Origin of the sequence: Cupriavidus taiwanensis (genome assembly GCF_900250115.1) — a bacterium.
Taxonomy (GTDB): domain Bacteria; phylum Pseudomonadota; class Gammaproteobacteria; order Burkholderiales; family Burkholderiaceae; genus Cupriavidus; species Cupriavidus taiwanensis_B.
Genome location: NZ_LT984803.1, coordinates 2,127,820 through 2,147,699, shown reverse-complemented (window position 1 = coordinate 2,147,699; position 19,880 = coordinate 2,127,820). Strand labels below are relative to the sequence as shown.

Below are 19,880 nucleotides of genomic sequence, written 5' to 3'. Positions count from 1 at the left end.
CTGTCGCGCTGCTCCCCCTTCTGGCGGGGGCGCCTTGTCTTGACTTGGGTTTGCGCGCTGCGATAATCCGCACACCGCTCCAGTCCGACCGGCGTGCGGTTGTAACGCCCGGTTTTGCGTATTTCCTTCCGGACTGACCAGATCACCAGAACAAGAACGGCGCTCGCGCCCTGGGGGCGAGCGGCTCGGTTTGCCCGCGTTGGCCGGATGGCTGCACGGGCGGCCTGAAACAGGAAGTGCGGCATTCGATAACAACGATCCGGCACAGGATCGGCAGAGAAGCAGGGAAGAGCGGTGGCATGCGGAGCGCCGCTGGTTGCCTTGGACGGGAATAAAGATGTTTCAGTCGCACGTGGTAGTGCTCATCGCAGGGCTGTTTGCCCTCCAGATGGCAGTGGTTTGCGTGGTGTTGCGCCGGTCGTCGGGCATGGAGCGCAGCGGCCTGACATCCTGGGCGCTGGGCAGCGTGCTGGCGGCTGGTGCCGCGGCGCTGGCGGCGGTGCAGGCATTGCGGCCGATGTGGCTGGTGCCGGAGTCGACCGACCTGGCCTTGCTCGCCGCGCTCTCGGTGATGGCGGTGGGGGCGCGGCACTTTGCGCAACGGCCGGGCCGTGGCGCGGGCTTGCTGGGACTGAACCTCGCGGCCGCGGCAGCGGTGGCCTGGGGCGACCTGGCGCCGCGCTACCTGGCCCACGCGGTGGCGCCGCCCGATCTGGCGCCGGTCCTGAGCGCCTGCCATATCTTGCTGCTGCTGGACCTTGCCCGCAGCGTGGTGCCATCGCTACCGGCCACGCGCGGCATCGGCCGGCTGGCGGCGTGGTCGCTGGCGGCGATCGTGAGCGCCGCCGCCGCGATCAATGCCTGGACCATGCTGGGACCGCTGGCGGCGATGGCGCAGGGCGGCGCCTGGCCGCGGCCGATGCCGTGGGACGGCGAGCTGGCGATGTTCAACGTCTTTGCCCTGGTCGGGGTCTCGGTCAGCTTTGCGCTGATGGCGCACGACCGGCTGCGGCGGATGCTGGAGCGGCGCGCGCGGCACGACGACCTGACCGATGTGCTGCTGCGCGGCGCCTTCTGGGAGGAGTTGGAGGCCGCCTGCCTGCAGGCCGAGCGGCAGCGCAAGCCGATCACGGTCGCGTTTGTCGACCTCGACCACTTCAAGGCCATCAACGATGTCTATGGCCACCTGGCGGGAGACAGCGTGTTGCGGCACTTTGCCGGCCTGCTGCGCAAGACGCTCGGCAACGGGCACCTGGCAGGGCGGCTGGGCGGCGAGGAATTTGCCATCGTAATGCCGGATACCGCGCTGGAGACCGGACGGCTTGCCTGCCTGCGGCTCGCGACGGCGGTGCGCGCCACGCCGTGCCCGTCCGAACCCGATCCGATCGCCTATACCGTCAGCATCGGCGTGGCGGCGCGGCAGCCCGGCGAGGGCGCCGATGCGCTGATGCGCCGCGCCGATCGTGCCCTGTATGACGCCAAGCTGAAAGGGCGCAATTGCGTGTCGCTGCATCCGGCAGGCGCCGATGCCGCCGAAGCTGCCGATGGCGCAGGTGCCGGGCGCTTCGTCACGCGCGCCCAGGCGCGCGTGGCGTCCTGACACGCACGGCTTGTCACCGCGGCCGGGCGCTGCGGTAGAATGCACGCCTTCGCGTCCTTAGCTCAGTTGGATAGAGCACTCGCCTTCTAAGCGAGCGGTCAGAGGTTCGAGTCCTCTAGGACGCGCCAGCAGGCCATCGATTCGCAGCGCCGCATCGTCCTGGCGCCATCCGCGCTTGCCCACTTGACCGTCCGACGGCCACTCCACTCCCCCAGCGGCATGGCCTCGCACGGCATCCCCATGTAGCGATAAGCGTACCTTTTGAGGTTGTGCCGGCCTCACCCCTCATCTAGACTGGATTCCATCCGTGCAAGCGGTCAGTACTTAACCTGATCTGCCGAATGGGCGGCGGCGAGGTTGCCGGTCCTGGGTCTTGGTGGTGATCTGCAGGGAGACAAGCGATGATGCCCACGCCAATATCGGAGCGCGTGCTGTCGCGCGGACTACTCGATGTGCTGATCCGCGCGGGACTGATCGCGGTGCTGGCGATCTTCTGCTTCCAGATATTCCGGCCCTTTCTCGACCTCATTGTCTGGTCGGTGATCCTGGCGGTGACCATCTATCCCCTGCAGGTCAGGCTCAGGCGCAAGCTCGGCAACAGGGACGGACGCGCCGCCACGCTGATCGTCGTGGCCGCGATTGCCATCATCGCGCTGCCGGCATACCTGCTGGGCTCGGCCATGGTCGACTCGGTGGCCAATGCCATGGCCATGGTCAAGAAAGAGGGCCTGCATATTCCGCCGCCGGCCGAGTCGGTCGCCAGCTGGCCGCTGGTTGGCCAGCGCCTGTACGACGTCTGGCTGCAAGCCGCCTCGGACCTGACCGGCGTCATCCAGGCGCATGCGCCCCAGGTCCGCGAAATCAGCCTGGCGGTGCTCGGCGCCGCCGCTGGCATCGGCAAGGGCCTGCTGGTATTCGTCTTCGCATTGATTATCGGAGGCATCTTCATGGCGTACGGCGAGGCCGGCAACCGCAGCGCCGTGCAGATTGCCGCGCGTGTGTTTGGCCCGGAACGTGGTCAGCGCATCGCCTCGCTGTGCACGGCGACGATTCGCGCGGTGGCCCAGGGCGTAGTCGGCATCGCCTTCATCCAGATGCTGCTGATCGGCGTCGCCTTCGTGATCAAGGGCGTCCCGGCCGCGGGCGTGCTGGCCATGGCGGTGCTGCTGCTGGGCATCGCGCAGTTGCCGGCCACGCTGATTACCGTGCCGGTGATCATCTATGTATTCGCCAGCGAAGGGGCCAGCGTGGCCACGGTCATCTTCGCCATCTATGTCTTCGTGGCAGGGTTGGCCGATAACGTGCTCAAGCCGCTGATGCTCGGGCGTGGCGTCGACGTGCCGATGCCGGTGGTGTTGATCGGGGCGCTGGGCGGCATGGTGACGGGCGGCGTGATCGGCCTGTTCATCGGACCGGTGGTGCTGGCGGTCGGCTACCAGCTGTTCTGGCAATGGGTGGAAGATCCGCCGCCGCAGCAGACCGAGGCTGGCAACCAGCAACAGACCTGACGCCGTCCGGCCCCCATGCCGCGCTGGCGCCATCTTTTGCGCGCATTGCTGGCCGGTGTCTGCTGCGTGGGCGGCTGCGCGCGCCTGGGGCCTGACTTCAAGTCGCAGCATGAGTCCTGGACGCAGCAGTGGCGCACGCCGGCGCTCGAGCAGGCCACCGTGCAGCGGACGCTGCCCGACATCCGCGAGTGGTGGCAGGTCTTCGGCGACCCCGCGCTCGAACGGCTGATTGCCGAAGCCGATGCGCACAATGCCGGCCTGAAGATCGCCGGCCTGCGCGTGATGGAGGCGCGCGCCCAGCTGGGTATTGCCCAGAGCGGGCGCTTCCCGCAGCTGCAGCAGGCCAGTGCCGATGTCCTGTACACGGAACGCCGGCAGGCCGGTGGCCGTAACCCGCAGAACAGTCGCTTCTGGCAATACAGCGCCGGCTTCGACATCGGCTGGGAGCTGGATTTCTGGGGGCGCTTCAGCCGCGCCATCGAATCCGCCGATGCCGCCTACTTTGCGGCCAGCGCCAACCGCGACGATGTGCTGGTGCTGCTGCGCGCCCAGGTGGCGGAGACCTACTTTGCCTTGCGCACGGCCGAGGCGCGCCTGCGCATCGCGCGCGACAACGCGGCGCTGCAGCGGCGCAGCCTCGAAATCACCGAGCGCCTGTTCAAGAGCGGCGAGACCGACGAGCTCGACCTGCAACAGGCCAAGACCCAGTACCTGGGCACCCTCAGCACCATCCCGGAATTTGAAAGCCAGATCACGCGCACCCGCAATGCCCTGGCGGTACTGATCGGCCGCCCGCCGGGACCCTTGCCGGAGTTGCCGGAACTGACCGGCCAGGAAGGCGTGATTCCGCTGATCGATCGCGCCGTGCTGCAGGACGTGCCGGCCAGCCTGCTGCAGCGCCGTCCGGATATCCGCGCCGCCGAGTGGCAGATCGCCGCGCAGTCGGCGCTGATCGGCGTGGCCGAGGCTGATCTGTATCCGTCGGTGACGCTCCTGGGCAGCATTGTCTGGTCCGCCAGCACGCTGGCGGGCACGCCCAACAGTCTGGCGCTGGTCGGCGGCCCCAGCCTGCGCTGGAACGTGTTCGACTATGGCCGCATCAGGAACACCGTGCGCGTGCAGGACGCCAGGCTGCAGCAGTTGATCGTCGCCTACCAGGATGCCGTGCGGCAGGCGGCGCGCGAAGCCGACGATGCCGCCAGCGCGCTGATCAAGGCGCTGGAGCGCGAGCAGATCCTGCGCGACAGCGCGCTGGCCGCGCGGCGTTCGCTGACACTGGCCAACGCGCTTTACCGCGAGGGCTATTCGGACTTCCAGCGCGTGCTCGATGCACAGCGTGCGCTGGCGGCCCAGCAGGATGCTTACGTGGTCAACCGGAGCAATGCCGTCAGCGACCTGATCGCCGTGTACAAGGCGCTCGGCGGCGGCTGGTCGAGCGTGCCGCCGCTGCTGGACCCGGCCACCCGCCGGCAGATGCAGCAACGCACCGACTGGGGGACGCTGCTGGACGAGCCCGCGCCGGCTCCGGCTTCCCTGTCAGTCAACGGTAACCCTGAGCGAGCGCGATGAGTGACCTCCCGCAACCTTCCCCAGCACCCGCGGTGCCGAAAGCTCCGGCGCCCGCGCCGCCGCCACCCGCTGCCGACGCGTCGGGAAAGGGCGTGCGCTGGGTCCTGCTGCTGATCGTGATCAGCCTGGTCTGGTACCTGCTGGCCGACCGCCTGACCCCCTACACGCAGCAGGCGCGGGTGCAGGCCTTCGTGGTGCCGGTTGCCGCGGAGGTGTCCGGGCGCGTGACCAGGGTGCATGTGCGCAACAATCAGGACATCGCGGCTGGCACGGTGCTGTTCGAGGTCGATCCGCAGCACTACAAGATTGCGGTGGATCGCGCCCGCGCTGACCTGGAATCGACGCGCCGGCAGGTCGGCGCCAGCACCGCGGGCATCGAATCGGCGCAGGCCTCGCTGCGCGCGGCCCGTGCCAACGAAGTCAAGGCGCGGCAGGATAGCGAGCGCCTCGAGCGGCTGTACCGCGAAGACCCGGGCACCATTTCGCTGCGACGCCTGGAGGTGGCGCGGGCCAGCCTCGAGCAGGCCGTCAGCCAGGTCGCCGCCGCCCGGGCCGAGGTGCAGCGGGCGCGCGAGCAGCAGGGCGGCAGCGAGGACGAGAACGCCAAGCTGCGCAGCGCCGCCACGGCGCTGGAAAAGGCCGAGCTGGACCTGGCCAATACGCAGGTGCGGGCGCGCACCGCCGGGCTGGTCACCGACCTGCGCACCGACGTCGGCCAGTTCGCCGCAGCCGGCAATCCGGTGATGACGCTGATCGCGATCCACGATGTGTGGGTCAGCGCCGAAATGACCGAGAACAACCTGGGCCGCGTCGAGCCCGGCACGCCGGTTGCCGTCGTGCTGGATGCCTTGCCGGGCCGGGTCTTCGATGGCCGCGTGCGCAGCGTCGGCTATGGTGTCAACGTGGGGCCGGGCACGCCGCCGGGCAGCCTGCCGACGGTGCAGAACAGCCGTGACTGGCTGCGGCCGGCGCAACGCTTCCCGGTCATTGTCGAGATCGATCGGGAGGAACTTGCGGCGGTTCGCGGCATTCGCGTGGGCGGGCAGGCCGAAGTCATGGCGTTTCCCACCGAGGGCAATCCGCTCAATCCGCTTGGGCGGGTGTTCCTGTACCTGATGAGCTGGCTTTCCTATGTCTACTGACGGCCAGGCGCCGCCGTTGCCCGCGCGCGATCCACGTGGCCGGCGTTGCCTGCGCCTGGCCAGCGGTACCGCGCTGTGCCTGGCGGCCAGCTTTGGACTGGGCCTGCCGGTCCCCATGGTCGCGCCGGTGCTCGGCGTGTTCCTGCTGGCCAGCCTCAACCGCCCGATGTCGCCCAAGGCCGGGCTGGGCCTGGCGCTGGTGGTGATGCTGACCACCGGTACCGGCCTGCTGCTGATTCCGCTGCTGCGCTATTACCCCGCCAGTGGCGTACTGCTGGTGGCCCTGTGCCTGTTCCTGGCCTTTCGCTACGGATTGCGCGGCGGCAACGGCCTGGTGTCGACATTCCTGGTGGTGGGCGTGACCATGATCTCGGCGGCGGGCACTTTTGATTTCGGCCTGGCGGTCACGGTGATCGAAGCGCTGGTCAAGGGGCTGCTGGTCGCCCTGGTCGCGCTCGGGCTTGGCCACTGGCTGTTTCCGGAGCCCGCTGGCGCGGTCGCCGCGCCCCACCCCGGGCCCTGCCGGAAGACCAGGCCGCCCGCATCGCGCTGCGCGCCGCGCTGGTGGTCATGCCGGCGTTCCTGCTGGCCCTGAACGATCCGGCGGCGTACCTGCCGATCATCATGAAGGCGGCCACGCTGGGCCGCCAAACCTGCACCACCTCGGCGCGCGGCGCGGGGCGGGAACTGCTGGGCTCGACCCTGCTTGGCGGTGTGCTGGCAATCCTGTTCTGGGGCGCGCTCAGCCTGTTCGTGCATTTGTGGATGTTCTTCCTGTGGATGCTGCTGTTCGGCCTGCTGGCGGCGCGCAAGCTGTATGGCCTCGTTCCGTCGCGGTACCCGCCCGGCTTCTGGGTCAATACCCTCGTGACGCTGATCATCCTGCTGAGCCAGTCCGTACAGGACAGCGCCGCCGGCAAGGACGTCTATACCGCCTTTGCCGTGCGCATGGGCCTGTTTGTCGGCGTCACGCTGTATGCCTGGCTGATGGTCGCATGGCTCGATCAGCCGCGCGGCGCACGGCAGCTCTCCGGCTGAAGGGGGCGATCAGGCTGCGCAACCTGGTGGGCGGCCTTCCCGTGATGTCCGGTTCCGTGATGACCGCGGCGGTGCTGGACCTGATCCGGTTCAACCTGGCCAGCCTGGGCGAGGACGCCCAGCCCTGGCGCAAGGATGCCGCGCCGGGCGCGGGCGCGTCGCGGTCCTGGCCAGGGTGCCGGGACGCGGGTGCGGCGCCGGCAGGATTCCCGTTTTTGCCGCACAATAATGCCTGCGCGCCGCACAGGAGCACGCTGGATCGATCAGAGGCGAGGACACTACCTCGCCCGTCAGCGGGCGGCATTTCGTTGAACTTCCTGCAATCCTGTACATGGCCGCCCCACATGCACAATCCGCCGCGGCTCCAGACCGCGGCGCCGACGCTTCCCTGCCTTCACGCGATTCCGGCACGGCCGGCCGGCTGCCGCTGCTGGCGCTCGGTGTCGGCAGCTTCGCCATCGGCACCGGCGAGTTCGTCATCATGGGCCTGCTGCCCGATGCCGCGACCGACCTCGGCATCTCGATCCCGCAAGCCGGCCACCTGATCAGCGCCTATGCGCTCGGCGTGGTCGTCGGCGCGCCGCTGCTGGCGGTACTCGGTGCGCGCTGGCCGCGGCGCAACCTGCTGATCGCACTGATGGCAGTGTTTGCCGCTGGCAATATCGCCAGCGCGCTGGCGCCATCGTATCTGACGATGATGGTGGCGCGCCTGCTCACGGGCTTTCCGCATGGCACGTACTTCGGCGTCGCGGCGCTGGTCGCGGCCAGCCTGGTGCCGCGCGCGCGTCGCGCGCAGGCGGTGGGGCTGGTGATGCTGGGCCTGACCACCGCGACGCTGGTCGGCGTGCCGATCGCCGCGGCGGTCGGCACCTGGCTGGGCTGGCGTTCTGCCTTCGTGATCGTGGGCGCGCTCGGCGCGCTGACGGCGCTGCTGGCATGGCGCTGGGTCCCGTTCGTGCCGGCCGACCGGCGTGCCAGCCCGCTGCGCGAGTTGTCCGCGCTCGGGCGCAAGCAGGTCTGGCTGACGCTGGGTATCGGCGCGATCGGGTTTGGCGGCATGTTCTCGGTGTTCAGCTATATCAAGCCCACCATGCTGGAGCTGGCGCGTATGCCTGCGGCCGGCATCCCGGTGGTGCTGGCGCTGTTCGGCATCGGCATGGTGGCGGGCAACCTGGCCGGCGCCAGGCTGGCCGACAAGGCCCTGATGCCCACGGTGGGCGGGGTGCTGGTGTGGACCGCGCTGGTGCTGGGCGCCTTTACCTTTACCGCGCCGCATGCCTGGCTCGCGGCGTTCAATGTGCTGCTGGTCGGCACCGCCGTGGCGCTGGGCCCGGCGCTGCAGATCCGGCTGATGGACGTGGCCGGCGATGCCCAGACCCTGGCCGCGGCGCTCAACCATTCGGCTTTCAACCTGGCCAATGCGCTGGGCGCGTGGCTGGGCGGGCTCACCATCGCCGCCGGCCTGGGCTGGGAATCGACCGGCTGGGTCGGCCTGCTGCTGGCGCTTGGCGGGCTGGTGATCTACGCCTGGTCGATGCTGAGCATGGAGCGGCGCGTCCCCGCCGCGGCGTAGCACCCTGGCGCGCGCCTGGTCGGAATCCCGAAGCAAAAAGGGGGTGCCATCGCGGCACCCCCTTTTTTATTGCGCGCGTTGCCGGCGCCGGATTTACTCCGCGTCCGCGACGCTGGCGCCGACCACGTTGAAGCCACCGTCGACGTAGGTGATCTCGCCCGTCACGCCGCTGGCCAGGTCCGACAGCAGGAAGGCGGCGACGTTGCCGACCTCTTCGATGGTGACATTGCGGCGCAGCGGCGCGGCTTCCTCGAAGTGGCCGAGCAGCTTGCCGAAACCCTTGATGCCGGAAGCAGCCAGGGTCTTGATCGGGCCGGCCGAGATGCCGTTGGCACGGATGCCGCGCGGGCCGACCGATGCGGCCAGGTAGCGCACGCTGGCCTCGAGCGAGGCCTTGGCCAGGCCCATGGTGTTGTAGTTGGGGACCACGCGCTCGGCGCCCAGGTAAGTCAGCGTCAGCAGCGAGGCCTGGTCCGACAGCAGCGGCAGGGCGGCCTTGGCCAGCGCCGGGAAGCTGTACGCGGAAATGTCGTGGGCGATGCGGAAGCCTTCTCGCGACAGGCCGTCGAGGAAATCGCCGGCAATCGCTTCACGCGGCGCGAAGCCGATCGAGTGCACCAGGCCGTCGAACTTTTCCCAACGCTGGCCCAATGCGGCGAAGGTGGCGGCAATCTGCTCGTCGCTGCCGACGTCGCATTCGAAAATCAGGTCGCTGCCGAATTCCTTGGCAAAGTCGCTGATCCGGTCCTTGAACCGTTCGCCGACGTAGGTGAAGGCCAGTTCGGCGCCTTCGCGCTTGCACGCCGAGGCAATGCCATAGGCGATCGAGCGGTTCGAAAGCAAGCCGGTGATCAGGATCCGCTTACCTGCCAGAAATCCCATAAATTCTCCAAGGTGGTGTATCAGGCACGCTTCGTGCGTCCGCCGTGCGGCCGTGCGGGTGCCGGGCTGTCTTGCGGCCCTTTTATTGCGCCGCGCAGAGGGAATGTCCGGATGGCTGGGGCCACCCCGGACGCATGTAAAATTGTCTCATACTTGGCCCGGCCGCAGAACGCCGGGCCCCACAGGTGACAGTGGAGGAATCCAACAGGATGCCTATTCAAGCACGTTGGCCGCTTCAGGCGGCATGGCAGTGCTTCCGGCGGGATGCAGTACTGCGTGGTTGGGCGGCAATGAAGCTGGCGCTGTCGCTGGCGGCGGGGGTCTCGCTCTTTTCTGATCCGGCATGGGCGGCCCATGGCTTTGCGCTGCACGGTGACCTCAAGTACCAGCCGAATTTCTCGCACTTCGAATACGCCAATCCCAACGCGCCGGTCGGCGGCACGCTGACGCTCGCCAATCCTGACCGGCGCACCAGTTTCGACAAGTTCAATCCGTTCACGCTGAAGGGCACCTCGGCGCCCGGACTGAACGCGCTGATGTTCGAGTCGCTGCTGATCAGCAGCGCCGACGAAAGCGCCAGTGCCTACGGCCTGCTGGCCGAGGACGTCACGGTGGCGCCGGACGAGTTGTCGGTCACCTTCACGATCCGCCCGCAGGCGCGCTTTTCCAATGGCGATCCGGTGCTGGCCTCGGACGTCAAGTATTCCTATGACATGCTGATGAGCAAGGCCTCGAGCCCAGGCTATCGCAGCATGTGCACCGACGTGAAGGCGGTGGTCGTGACCGGCGAGCGCACCGTGCGCTTCGATTTCAAGCAGCGCAACCGCGAGCTGCCGCTAATCGTCGGCTCGCTGCCGGTGTTCTCGCGCAAGTGGACCGCCAAGGTCCCGTTCGAGAAGCTCACCTTCGAGGCGCCGGTGGCCAGCGGCCCCTACCTGATCGAGCGCTTCGACGCCGGCCGCGGCATCATCTTCCAGCGCGACCCGAAGTACTGGGGCAAGGATCTCGCGGTGCGGCGCGGCACCTTCAATTTCGCGCGCGTGGTCTACCGCCTGTACAAGGACGAGACCGCCCGGCTCGAGGCCTTCAAGGCCGGCGAGTTCGACGCGATCGTCGAATACAAGGCCAAGAACTGGTCCAAGAGCTACCAGGGCACGCGCTTTCGCAACGGCGAACTGCTCAAGACCGAGTTCCCGCACCGCAACGGCGCCGGCATGCAGGGCTATGTCATGAACCTGCGCAAGCCGGTGTTCCAGGACGTGCGCGTGCGCCAGGCGCTGATCCTCGCGCTCGATTTCGAATGGCTCAACCGGCAGCTGTTCTACGGCGCCTACAAGCGCCTGGACAGCTGGTTTTCCAACAGCGAACTGTCGGCCAGCGCCACCTTCGACGGCCGTCCCGGTCCCGGCGAACTGCTGCTGCTCGAACCGCTGCGCGCGCAGCTGCCGCCCGAGGTGTTCGGCCCCGACGTGGTCCAGCCCAGCACCGCGCCGCCGCGCTCGCTGCGCGACAACCTGCGCCTGGCGCGGCGTTTGCTGGCACAGGCCGGCTGGACCTATACCGACGGCGCGTTGCGCAACGCCAAGGGCGAGCCGCTGGTGTTCGAGTTCCTCGACGACGGCGGCGCCATGAGCCGCGTGATCACTACCTACGTGCGCAACCTGGAGAAGCTCGGCATCCAGGTGCACCAGCGCACCACGGATTTCGCGCTGTACCAGAAGCGGCTCGAAGACTTCGACTTCGACATGGTTTCGATCCGCTTCCCCGATTCGCAAAGCCCCGGCAATGAACTGCGCGACCGCTTTTCCAGCGAGGCCGCCGGCACGCCGGGCTCGGACAACCTGTTCGGACTGAAGTCGCCGGTGGTCGACAAGCTGGTCGACAACGTGCTGCGCGCCGATACCCGCGCCGAGCTGGTCACGGCCGGCCGCGCGCTGGACCGGGTGCTGATGCATGGCTATTACATCGTGCCGAACTGGTACAGCGCGTCGCACCGGGTCGCCTACCGCAAGACGCTGGCGTATCCGGAGCGGCTGCCGTATTTCTACACGGCGGAAGGCTGGATCCTCAGCCACTGGTGGCGCACCGACGTGCAGGCGCAAGCCCGCTGAGGCGCCCAGGCGCTGGCGGGTTCAGCGCGGACAAGGAAAGAGACGGCCCCCATGCTTGCCTATCTGCTCAAACGCATCTTGCTGATGATCCCGACGCTGGTCGGGGTCATCACGCTGACCTTCGTCGTGATCCAGTTCGTGCCGGGCGGTCCGGTCGAACAGATGATGATGGAGCTGAAAGGGCGCGGCGGCGCTGGCGAAGCCAGCGGCGGTGGCGCCGAGTACCGCGGGCGGCGCGGCGTCGACCCCGACAAGATCAAGGAAATCCAGGCCCTCTACGGCTTCGACAAGCCGCCGCTGGAGCGCTACTTCCTGATGCTCAAGCGCTTTGCCCAGTTCGACCTGGGAGAGAGCTATTTCCAGCACCGCAGCGTGTGGGAGCTGGTCAAGTCCAAGCTGCCGGTATCGGTCAGCCTCGGCTTGTGGACCTTCTTCCTGACCTACCTGATATCGGTGCCGCTCGGCATCTCCAAGGCGATCCGGGCGGGCAGCCGCTTCGACGTGGTGACCAGCGTCATCGTGCTGGTGGGCTATGCCATTCCCGGCTTCGTGCTGGGCGTGCTGCTGCTGGTGGTGTTCGGCGGCGGCACCTTCGTGCAGTGGTTCCCGCTGCGCGGGCTGACCTCCGACAACTGGGAGCAGCTGTCGCTGATGGGCAAGGTGATGGACTACCTGTGGCACCTGGTGCTGCCGATCACGGCGTCGGTGGTGGGCAGCTTTGCGGTCGTGACCATGCTGACCAAGAACGCCTTCCTCGAGGAAATCCGCAAGCAGTACGTGCTGACCGCGCGCGCCAAAGGCCTGGGCGAGCGCCGCGTGCTGTGGAAGCATGTGTTCCGCAACGCCCTGATCCCGCTGGTGACCGGCTTCCCGGCGGCATTCATCGGCGCCTTCTTCACCGGCTCGCTGCTGATCGAGACGCTGTTCTCGCTCGACGGGCTGGGCCTGCTTTCGTATGAAGCGGTGCTGCGGCGCGACTATCCGGTGGTGCTGGGCACGCTCTACCTGTTCACGCTGATCGGGCTGGTCACGCGCCTGATCTCCGACGTCTGCTACGTGCTGGTGGACCCGCGCATCCATTTCGAGGGCTTGCACCGATGAAATCGTTCTCGCACGCGGCGCCCAACGGCCTGCCGCATTCGCCTTCGCCGCGCCAGCGTGCCTGGCAGCGCTTTCGCCGCAACCGGCGCGGGTACTGGAGCCTGGTGATCTTCGTCTTCATCTTCGTGCTCAGCCTGGGCGCCGAGCTGCTGTCCAGCAACCGGCCGCTGGTGGTGCACTACAAGGGCGAATGGTATTTCCCCATCGTCAAGGTCTATCCCGAAACCACCTTCGATGGCGATTTCGCCACGCCCGCCGATTACCTGGACCCGTATATCCGCGACCGCATCACCACCAATGGCAATTTCGCGGTGTTCCCGCTGAACCGGTATTCGTACGACTCGCTCAACTACTTCGCCAAGGAACCCAATCCGGCGCCGCCCTCGGCCGAGAACTGGCTCGGCACCGATGACCGCGGCCGCGACGTGCTGGCGCGGCTGCTGTATGGCTTTCGCGTCTCGGTGCTGTTCGCGCTGGCGCTGACCGTGATCGGCGTGCTGGTCGGCACGCTGACCGGGGCGCTGATGGGATTCTTCGGCGGGCGCTTCGACCTGTTCTCGCAACGCGCCATCGAGATCTGGAGCTCGATGCCCGAGCTGTACCTGCTGATCATCTTCGCCTCGATTTTCGAGCCCAGCCTGGCGCTGCTGATCATCCTGCTGTCGCTGTTCGGCTGGATGGGCTTGTCCGACTACGTGCGCGCCGAGTTCTACCGCAATCGCTCGCTCGACTACGTCAAGGCCGCGCGCGCGCTGGGCCTGTCCAACGTGCAGATCATGTGGCGCCATATCCTGCCCAACAGCCTGACCCCGGTGATCACCTTCCTGCCGTTCCGCATGAGCGCCGCGATCCTGGCGCTGACCAGCCTGGACTTCCTCGGCCTGGGCGTGCCGCCCACCACGCCCAGCCTGGGCGAGCTGCTGGCGCAGGGCAAGGCCAACCTCGATGCGTGGTGGATCTCGCTGTCGACCTTCGCGGTGCTGGTGGTGACGCTGCTGCTGCTGACCTTCATGGGCGACGCGCTGCGCGATGCCTTCGATACCCGGCTGGGCCTGGCCGCGCTGCGCGGCCGGGTCGAGCCCAAGGTCCCCGCGGGCGCGCCCACCGGCGCGGCACCGGAGGCCACGCCATGACCGCGGTGTCGCCGATGACCTTGCCGGACGTGGAGCCGGCACCGATGCCCGCGCCGGGATCCACGCTGATGTGCGTCGACAAGCTGTCGGTCACCTTCGGCCACGGCGAGCATGCCACCCGTGCCGTGCGCGAAGTCAGCTTCGACCTGCGCGCCGGCGAGCGCTATGCGCTGGTGGGCGAGTCGGGCTCGGGCAAGACCGTGACCGCGCTGGCCATGCTGCGGCTGGTGGAAGACGCCTACTACGATGGCGCGATCCGTTTCGAGGGCAAGAACCTGCTGGAGGTCTCCGACCGCGAGATGCGCGCGATCCGCGGCGCCGAGATCGCGATGATCTTCCAGGAGCCGATGACCGCGCTGAACCCGCTGTACACCATCGGCAACCAGATCGTCGAGACCCTGGCCCTGCACGAGGGCCTGGACCGCCGCGCCGCGCGCGAGCGCGCCATCGCGCTGCTGGAGCGCACCGGCATCAGCGATGCCGCGCACCGCTTCGACAGCTTCCCGCACCAGCTTTCGGGCGGCCAGCGCCAGCGCGCCATGATCGCCATGGCGCTGGCGTGCCGGCCCAAGCTGCTGCTGGCCGATGAGCCGACCACGGCGCTGGACGTCACCATCCGCGCCCAGATCCTCGACCTGCTGCGCGACCTGCAGGCCGAGTTCGGCATGGCGGTGATGCTGATCACCCACGACCTCAACCTGGTGCGCGCCTTCGCGCAACGGGTCGGCGTGATGGAGAAGGGCGTGCTGGTGGAGACCGGCGAGACCGCCAGCGTGTTTGCCGCACCCCAGCACCCTTATACCCGCAAGCTGATCGACAGCCGCCCGCGGCGCGAGGTGCTGCCGCTGGTGCCGCTGGCGCCGGTGCTGCTCGAGGCAAACAAGCTCGGCGTCAGCTATGCGCGCAAGCGCCGTGGCCTGGCCGGGTGGTTCGGCAAGGACCAGTTCGCGGCTGTCAAGGATGTCGACTTCCAGCTGCGCGAGGGCGAGACCCTGGGCATCGTCGGCGAGTCCGGCTCGGGCAAGACCACGCTCGCGCATACCGTGCTGGCGCTGCAGCGCAAGAGCGCGGGCACCATCCATTTCCTCGGCCGCAGCTTCGACAGCGCCACCCGCGACGACCGCCGCAAGCTGCGCGCGCGCATGCAGGTGGTGTTCCAGGACCCGTTCGGCTCGCTGGCGCCGCGCATGACCATCGAGCAGATCGTCGGCGAAGGCCTGGCGCTGCACCAGCCCGGACTGTCGCGCGAGGCCACGCGCCAGCGCGTGATCGAGGCGCTGCGCGAGGTCGGCCTCGACCGTACCGCACTCGGCCGCTATCCGCACGAGTTCTCGGGCGGGCAGCGCCAGCGCATCGCCATTGCGCGCGTGCTGATCCTCAAGCCGCAGATACTGGTGCTGGACGAGCCCACCTCGGCACTCGACGTGTCGATCCAGCAGCAGGTGCTGGCGCTGCTGTCCCAGCTGCAGCACAAGTACAACCTCAGCTACCTGTTTATCAGCCATGACCTGGCGGTGATCCGCGCCATGGCGCACCGGGTCATCGTGATGAAGGCGGGCGAGGTGGTCGAGACGGGCGATACCGAAGTGGTGCTCGACGCACCACAGCATCCCTATACGCGCAAGCTGATGGCGGCGGCGCAGCTCGGTGCCGCCTGATGCGGCACGGCTTGCTGTTGGGGCGCGGCGACATTCCTGCCTGCCCGGCTAGCACCGAACCATGGGATCATTCCGATAAAGAAGATGCGAAAAATGGTCTATATCGTTGATTCGGAAGCCAAATCCGCCGAATTTGTAACGAACTTTGACATGGGAATGACAACCCTTTACCATCCCGCCAGAACTAGTTTTGGGGGTGGTCCGTCCGGCGCATTCGCGCCTGCCGCGCACGCTTGCGGTGCGGCAGCCGACACCAAGGCCTGGCGCGGAGATTGCGTCGGCGGGTTGCATAAGATTCGCCCCTGGTTCACACGATGATCGCGCGACGTCACTGAATCGCTCGCGCGACATCCATCCAATACCCAGCCGCCCCGGACCTTGTGCCGGGGCTTGCTTTGGAACGATCAACAGGAGAACCAATGCAGCGATCGGTGCTTCATTTCCTGGCGCGCGTCGCCGTCGGATTTGCCCTTGCCTGCGGTGCGACTGTGTCGAATGGAGTGCTGGCGGATACGGTATTCAAGGATGCCGACACCCGTATCGAATCCGCGGCCCAGGCCGTGGATGCGCATCCGGAAGGCAAGCGTGGCTTGCTGTCGTCGGTGGTGAATTCCACCAGCAACGTCGCCAGCAAGGCTGGCGACCTGGTCATGAATGCGCTGGGCCTGATCGGCGTGCGTTACCGCTTCGGCGGCAACACCCCCGAATCCGGCCTGGACTGCAGCGGCTTCGTCCGCTACGTGTTCCATGACACCTTCGGCTTCATGCTGCCGCGCCGCTCCGTCGAAATCAGCCGCGTCGGCACCACCGTGGCCACCAGCGACCTGCGTCCCGGCGACCTGGTGTTCTTCAACACCATGCGCCAGACCTTCTCGCATGTGGGCATCTATATCGGCGACAACAAGTTCGTGCATGCGCCGTCCACCGGCAGCAAGATCCGGGTCGACGACATGCGCGCGGCCTATTGGGTGACCCGCTACAACGGCGCCCGCCGCATCGACGAAGGCAAGGAGCGCAGTGCCGAGGGCCTGGGCGACATGGTCGAGACGCTCAAGCGCTACGATCCCAAGGCGGCGCGCGCGTCCCTGTACGGCGGCTGACGGTTGGCGACGCGTTAAACAAAAAAGGACTGCTGCGGCAGTCCTTTTTTGTTTTCCGAGGCTGCGGCGGCGGCTACTGCGCGGCGACCTTGCCGGGCGGAGCCAGCCGCGCCTGTTCCAGCCGCTGGCGCAGCGTTGCCATGACCGCCGCGGTCGCCTGCTCGCCCGCCAGCACGGCGCGGTTGCGCGCGTTGAAGTCGCTGCCGCCCATGTCGGGCAGCTCGGGCCGGATCACTACGTCGGCGCGCGCCAGCGCCATCTTGTTGATCGACTGGCCCATGATCGCGGTGGTCTGCAGCAGCACGCCGCTCTGGCCGGCGTGCTGTTGCGCCGACGGCTCGGCCGAGATATTGACCGCAATGACAAAGTCGGCGCCCATGCTGCGCGCGGAATCCACCGGCACCGGCTCGACCAGGCCGCCATCGACATAGTCATGACCCTGGATCGAGACCGGCTGGAATACGCCCGGGACACTGCTGGAAGCGCGCACGGCCTGGCCCGTGTTGCCGCGCCGGAACAGGATCTTGTCGCCGCTCTTCAGGTCGGTGGCGACGATGCCCAGCGGCAGCTTCATGGCTTCGATGGGGCGGTTCTGCACCAGCCGGTTGACGTAGTTCTGCAGCGCCTCGCCCTTGAGCCAGCCGCCGAAGCGGGTGCCAAACGGCAGCGCCCAGTCGGCGATGGCGGCCTCGTCCATGGTGAGCGCCAGCTTGTTCAGCTGGAAGCCGTCGAGCCCGCTGGCGTACAGCGCCGCCACCACCGCGCCGGCGCTGGTGCCGGTAACCAGGTCGGCACGGATGCCCTGGGCCTCGAGCGCCTTGATCACGCCGATATGGGCAAAGCCGCGCGCCGCGCCGCCGCCCAGTGCCAGGCCGATCTTGACGGGCCGCGGGGCGGGTGGCGTGGCCGCGACCGGCGGCGCCGAGCGCGGGCCGAAGGCGCAGCCCGCCAGCAGGGCGGCGGCGGGAATGCCGAGAAAATGACGTCGTTGCATGCAGCGGGGAATCGGTAACAAAGGGGGGGGCAGGGGCAGCAAATGCGCGGCGGGTGCTTCTGCATCCACGTTCGCATCGCTGGCCTGGCTGCCGGCCACACCTCAGACCGGCGCAAGCATAAATGATTCCGCGCGGCGCCGGTGCGCGCTGCGGGGCGGGCGAGGGGGGGCGAGGCCCGGCAATACGCGTTGGTATAATGCAGGGCCCGCACATACACCAGCCTGCGCGCCGCGTCGCGCGGGCTTTCTTGTTTTCCCCTGACCATGACTCAACGCGTCCGCACCCGCTTTGCGCCGAGCCCGACCGGCTTCATCCATCTCGGCAACATCCGCTCCGCGCTCTATCCCTGGGCCTTCGCCCGCCGCATGCAGGGCGACTTCATCCTGCGCATCGAGGACACCGACGTCGAGCGCTCGTCGCAAGAGGCGGTCGACGTGATCCTCGAAAGCATGGCCTGGCTGGAACTGGATATCGACGAAGGGCCGTTCTACCAGATGCAGCGCATGGACCGCTATCGCGAGGTGGTGGCGCAGATGGTCGAGGCCGGGCTGGCCTACCGCTGCTACATGAGCACGGCAGAACTGGACGCGCTGCGCGAAGCCCAGCGCGAGCGCGGCGAGAAGCCTCGCTACAACGGCTTCTGGCGGCCGGAGCCGGGCAAGGTGCTGCCCGAACCGCCGGCGGGCGTGGACCCGGTGATCCGCTTCAAGAACCCCATCGGCGGCAGCGTGGTGTGGGACGACGCGGTCAAGGGCCGCATCGAGATTGCCAACGACGAACTCGACGACCTGGTGATCGCGCGCCCCGACGGCACGCCCACCTACAACTTCTGCGTGGTGGTGGACGATCTCGACATGCGGATCACGCACGTGATCCGCGGCGACGATCACGTCAACAACACGCCGCGCCAGATCAACATCATCCGCGCGCTGGGCGGCACGCCCCCGGTCTACGCCCACCTGCCGACCGTGCTCAACGAGCAGGGCGAGAAAATGAGCAAGCGCCATGGCGCGATGAGCGTGACCGGATACCGCGACGAGGGCTACCTGCCGGAAGCGGTGCTGAACTACCTGGCACGGCTGGGCTGGGCCCACGGCGATGCCGAGATCTTCTCGCGCGAGCAGTTCGTCGAGTGGTTCGACCTGGAGCACCTGGGCAAGTCGCCCGCCCAGTACAACCCCGAGAAGCTGGCCTGGCTCAACAACCACTACATCAAGGCTGGTGACAACCAGCGCCTGGCCACGCTGACGCAGCCCTTTATCGAGGCGCTGGGCGGCAAGGTGGAGGGGGCGGATCTGGTCGGCGTGATCGCGCTGGTGAAGGACCGCGCCAACACGCTGAAGGAAGTGGCGCAGGCCGCGCTGCTTTTCTATCGCGGCGAGCCGCAGGCCGAGGCCGGGCTCAAGGCGGAGCACCTGACCCCAGAGATCCAGCCGGCGCTGGCGGCGCTGTCGACCCGGCTGGCCGCGCTGCCGGCGTGGACCCGCGCAGAGATCAGCGCCACCTTCAAGGCCGTGCTGGCCGAGTTCGGCCTGAAGATGCCCAAGCTGGCCATGCCGGTGCGGCTGCTGGTGGCGGGGCAGCTGCAGACGCCGAGCATCGACGCGGTACTGGAACTGTTCGGCCGCGACACGGTGCTGCGCCGCCTGGCCGCGGCAGGCTGAGCGCTGGCTGAAAGGGCGCAAAAAAAGTCCGCGCCGGGGCTTGCGCTTCGGCCAGGACTTGCGCATAATCTCGTTCTCCCTGCAGCGCGGCAACGGCCAAGCGGGCCGGCGGATCCGCAAGGATTCTCGTTTTCTCTGAGCGGATTATTGAAGCTCAGAGCAGGCGAAAAAAGCTGAAACGGGAACTTGCAAAGATTAATGATTGATATATAATCTTGGCTTCGCTTGAAACGGTAGTTAATTCAAGCGAAAGCGAAGCAAGTGGCGGTAAACAGAAGTACCATGGGGCTATAGCTCAGCTGGGAGAGCGCTTGCATGGCATGCAAGAGGTCAGCGGTTCGATCCCGCTTAGCTCCACCAAGATTCAGGCGTCAGCCAGGCAGTATCGGTTGATGCAAGACGGAACGTGTTGAAAGACAAGTTTCTGTCCCCTTCGTCTAGAGGCCTAGGACATCACCCTTTCACGGTGAGTACAGGGGTTCGAATCCCCTAGGGGACGCCAAAACAGCCGGGCGTAATCAGACGTCCAGCATGTCGTCTCAGGCAGTAGCCTGAGGTGGCAGCCGACTAAGGAGTGGTAGTTCAGTCGGTTAGAATACCGGCCTGTCACGCCGGGGGTCGCGGGTTCGAGTCCCGTCCACTCCGCCAAAACTAAACCCGCATGGTTTTAACACCATGCGGGTTTTTCTTTGGGTGAGGGATTATGTTGGGAATCGCGGTAAATGCAATAAAATATGTTGCATTCGTTGCGAAAATTGCTATATAATCCTGTCTTCGCTGCAAACGCTGCGCAAGCGGCGGCGGCG

At 67.3% G+C, this 19,880-nt stretch carries 13 protein-coding genes, 4 tRNA genes and 1 pseudogene; 16 read left to right on the top strand and 2 right to left on the bottom strand.

Annotation, left to right across the window (positions count from 1 at the left end):
• Positions 1 to 337: 337 nt before the first annotated feature.
• The 7 genes and pseudogenes from CBM2586_RS10100 to CBM2586_RS10070 all read left to right on the top strand — a co-directional run bounded on the left by CBM2586_RS10100 (position 338) and on the right by CBM2586_RS10070 (position 8,430).
• Positions 338 to 1,600, top strand: a complete 1,263-nt coding sequence (locus CBM2586_RS10100; RefSeq protein WP_115687385.1) for a GGDEF domain-containing protein — start codon at positions 338 to 340, stop codon at positions 1,598 to 1,600.
• Between the two features lie 51 nt (positions 1,601 to 1,651).
• A tRNA-Arg gene (locus CBM2586_RS10095) sits at positions 1,652 to 1,728 on the top strand.
• 273 nt (positions 1,729 to 2,001) lie between these two features.
• Positions 2,002 to 3,108, top strand: a complete 1,107-nt coding sequence (locus CBM2586_RS10090) for an AI-2E family transporter (RefSeq protein ID WP_115661768.1) — start codon at positions 2,002 to 2,004, stop codon at positions 3,106 to 3,108.
• A 15-nt stretch (positions 3,109 to 3,123) separates the two neighbouring features.
• Positions 3,124 to 4,677, top strand: coding sequence for an efflux transporter outer membrane subunit (locus tag CBM2586_RS10085; protein WP_115687383.1), 1,554 nt, complete (start codon positions 3,124 to 3,126; stop codon positions 4,675 to 4,677).
• Complete coding sequence (locus CBM2586_RS10080) at positions 4,674 to 5,819, top strand: HlyD family secretion protein (RefSeq protein WP_115687381.1); 1,146 nt, start codon at positions 4,674 to 4,676, stop codon at positions 5,817 to 5,819. Before CBM2586_RS10085 ends, CBM2586_RS10080 begins: the two co-directional genes overlap by 4 nt.
• A pseudogene (locus tag CBM2586_RS10075) lies at positions 5,809 to 6,857 on the top strand (DUF2955 domain-containing protein). Before CBM2586_RS10080 ends, CBM2586_RS10075 begins: the two are co-directional and overlap by 11 nt.
• 331 nt (positions 6,858 to 7,188) lie before the next feature.
• Positions 7,189 to 8,430, top strand: a complete 1,242-nt coding sequence (locus tag CBM2586_RS10070) for an MFS transporter (protein WP_115661772.1) — start codon at positions 7,189 to 7,191, stop codon at positions 8,428 to 8,430.
• A gap of 93 nt (positions 8,431 to 8,523) precedes the next feature.
• Here CBM2586_RS10070 and fabI read toward each other — a convergent pair whose 3' ends face one another.
• Positions 8,524 to 9,312 (bottom strand): enoyl-ACP reductase FabI, encoded by a 789-nt coding sequence (gene fabI, locus CBM2586_RS10065; RefSeq protein ID WP_115661773.1) that lies wholly within the window; start codon positions 9,310 to 9,312, stop codon positions 8,524 to 8,526.
• 209 nt (positions 9,313 to 9,521) lie between these two features.
• Here fabI and CBM2586_RS10060 point away from each other — a divergent pair, with 209 nt between their 5' ends.
• The 5 genes from CBM2586_RS10060 (at position 9,522) to CBM2586_RS10040 (ending at position 16,415) form a co-directional block, all read left to right on the top strand.
• Positions 9,522 to 11,423, top strand: coding sequence for an extracellular solute-binding protein (locus CBM2586_RS10060; RefSeq protein ID WP_115661774.1), 1,902 nt, complete (start codon positions 9,522 to 9,524; stop codon positions 11,421 to 11,423).
• A gap of 51 nt (positions 11,424 to 11,474) precedes the next feature.
• Positions 11,475 to 12,524 (top strand): microcin C ABC transporter permease YejB, encoded by a 1,050-nt coding sequence (locus tag CBM2586_RS10055; protein WP_115661775.1) that lies wholly within the window; start codon positions 11,475 to 11,477, stop codon positions 12,522 to 12,524.
• Positions 12,521 to 13,657, top strand: coding sequence for an ABC transporter permease (locus CBM2586_RS10050; RefSeq protein WP_115661776.1), 1,137 nt, complete (start codon positions 12,521 to 12,523; stop codon positions 13,655 to 13,657). Before CBM2586_RS10055 ends, CBM2586_RS10050 begins: the two co-directional genes overlap by 4 nt.
• On the top strand, positions 13,654 to 15,315 hold the full coding sequence (locus tag CBM2586_RS10045; RefSeq protein ID WP_373424200.1) for an ABC transporter ATP-binding protein: 1,662 nt from the start codon (positions 13,654 to 13,656) through the stop codon (positions 15,313 to 15,315). Before CBM2586_RS10050 ends, CBM2586_RS10045 begins: the two co-directional genes overlap by 4 nt.
• A 419-nt stretch (positions 15,316 to 15,734) precedes the next feature.
• Entirely contained in the window at positions 15,735 to 16,415 is a 681-nt protein-coding gene (locus CBM2586_RS10040; protein WP_115687379.1) for a C40 family peptidase, read from the top strand.
• Between the two features lie 73 nt (positions 16,416 to 16,488).
• On the opposite strand, the gene CBM2586_RS10035 is transcribed toward CBM2586_RS10040, so the two are convergent.
• Positions 16,489 to 17,409 (bottom strand): patatin-like phospholipase family protein, encoded by a 921-nt coding sequence (locus tag CBM2586_RS10035; protein WP_115687377.1) that lies wholly within the window; start codon positions 17,407 to 17,409, stop codon positions 16,489 to 16,491.
• Positions 17,410 to 17,673: 264 nt separating this feature from the next.
• Between CBM2586_RS10035 and gltX the strand changes: the two genes are divergently transcribed.
• The 4 genes from gltX to CBM2586_RS10015 all read left to right on the top strand — a co-directional run bounded on the left by gltX (position 17,674) and on the right by CBM2586_RS10015 (position 19,722).
• On the top strand, positions 17,674 to 19,074 hold the full coding sequence (gltX, locus tag CBM2586_RS10030; protein WP_115661779.1) for a glutamate--tRNA ligase: 1,401 nt from the start codon (positions 17,674 to 17,676) through the stop codon (positions 19,072 to 19,074).
• Between the two features lie 284 nt (positions 19,075 to 19,358).
• Positions 19,359 to 19,434: transfer RNA gene (locus CBM2586_RS10025), tRNA-Ala, on the top strand.
• 66 nt (positions 19,435 to 19,500) lie between these two features.
• A tRNA-Glu gene (locus CBM2586_RS10020) sits at positions 19,501 to 19,576 on the top strand.
• A 69-nt stretch (positions 19,577 to 19,645) separates the two neighbouring features.
• A tRNA-Asp gene (locus CBM2586_RS10015) sits at positions 19,646 to 19,722 on the top strand.
• The last annotated feature ends 158 nt before the right edge of the window (positions 19,723 to 19,880 follow it).

Excerpts from the sequence above, each read along its gene's own strand:
- CBM2586_RS10060 (WP_115661774.1), top strand. The coding sequence starts at position 9,522 with ATGCCTATTCAAGCACGTTGGCCGCTTCAGGCGGCATGGCAGTGCTTC.
- gltX (WP_115661779.1), top strand. The coding sequence starts at position 17,674 with ATGACTCAACGCGTCCGCACCCGCTTTGCGCCGAGCCCGACCGGCTTC.
- CBM2586_RS10040 (WP_115687379.1), top strand. The coding sequence starts at position 15,735 with ATGCAGCGATCGGTGCTTCATTTCCTGGCGCGCGTCGCCGTCGGATTT.
- fabI (WP_115661773.1), bottom strand. The coding sequence starts at position 9,312 with ATGGGATTTCTGGCAGGTAAGCGGATCCTGATCACCGGCTTGCTTTCG.
- CBM2586_RS10090 (WP_115661768.1), top strand. The coding sequence starts at position 2,002 with ATGATGCCCACGCCAATATCGGAGCGCGTGCTGTCGCGCGGACTACTC.
- CBM2586_RS10080 (WP_115687381.1), top strand. The coding sequence starts at position 4,674 with ATGAGTGACCTCCCGCAACCTTCCCCAGCACCCGCGGTGCCGAAAGCT.
- CBM2586_RS10045 (WP_373424200.1), top strand. The coding sequence starts at position 13,654 with ATGACCGCGGTGTCGCCGATGACCTTGCCGGACGTGGAGCCGGCACCG.
- CBM2586_RS10055 (WP_115661775.1), top strand. The coding sequence starts at position 11,475 with ATGCTTGCCTATCTGCTCAAACGCATCTTGCTGATGATCCCGACGCTG.
- CBM2586_RS10050 (WP_115661776.1), top strand. The coding sequence starts at position 12,521 with ATGAAATCGTTCTCGCACGCGGCGCCCAACGGCCTGCCGCATTCGCCT.
- CBM2586_RS10035 (WP_115687377.1), bottom strand. The coding sequence starts at position 17,409 with ATGCAACGACGTCATTTTCTCGGCATTCCCGCCGCCGCCCTGCTGGCG.
- CBM2586_RS10085 (WP_115687383.1), top strand. The coding sequence starts at position 3,124 with ATGCCGCGCTGGCGCCATCTTTTGCGCGCATTGCTGGCCGGTGTCTGC.
- CBM2586_RS10100 (WP_115687385.1), top strand. The coding sequence starts at position 338 with ATGTTTCAGTCGCACGTGGTAGTGCTCATCGCAGGGCTGTTTGCCCTC.
- CBM2586_RS10070 (WP_115661772.1), top strand. The coding sequence starts at position 7,189 with ATGGCCGCCCCACATGCACAATCCGCCGCGGCTCCAGACCGCGGCGCC.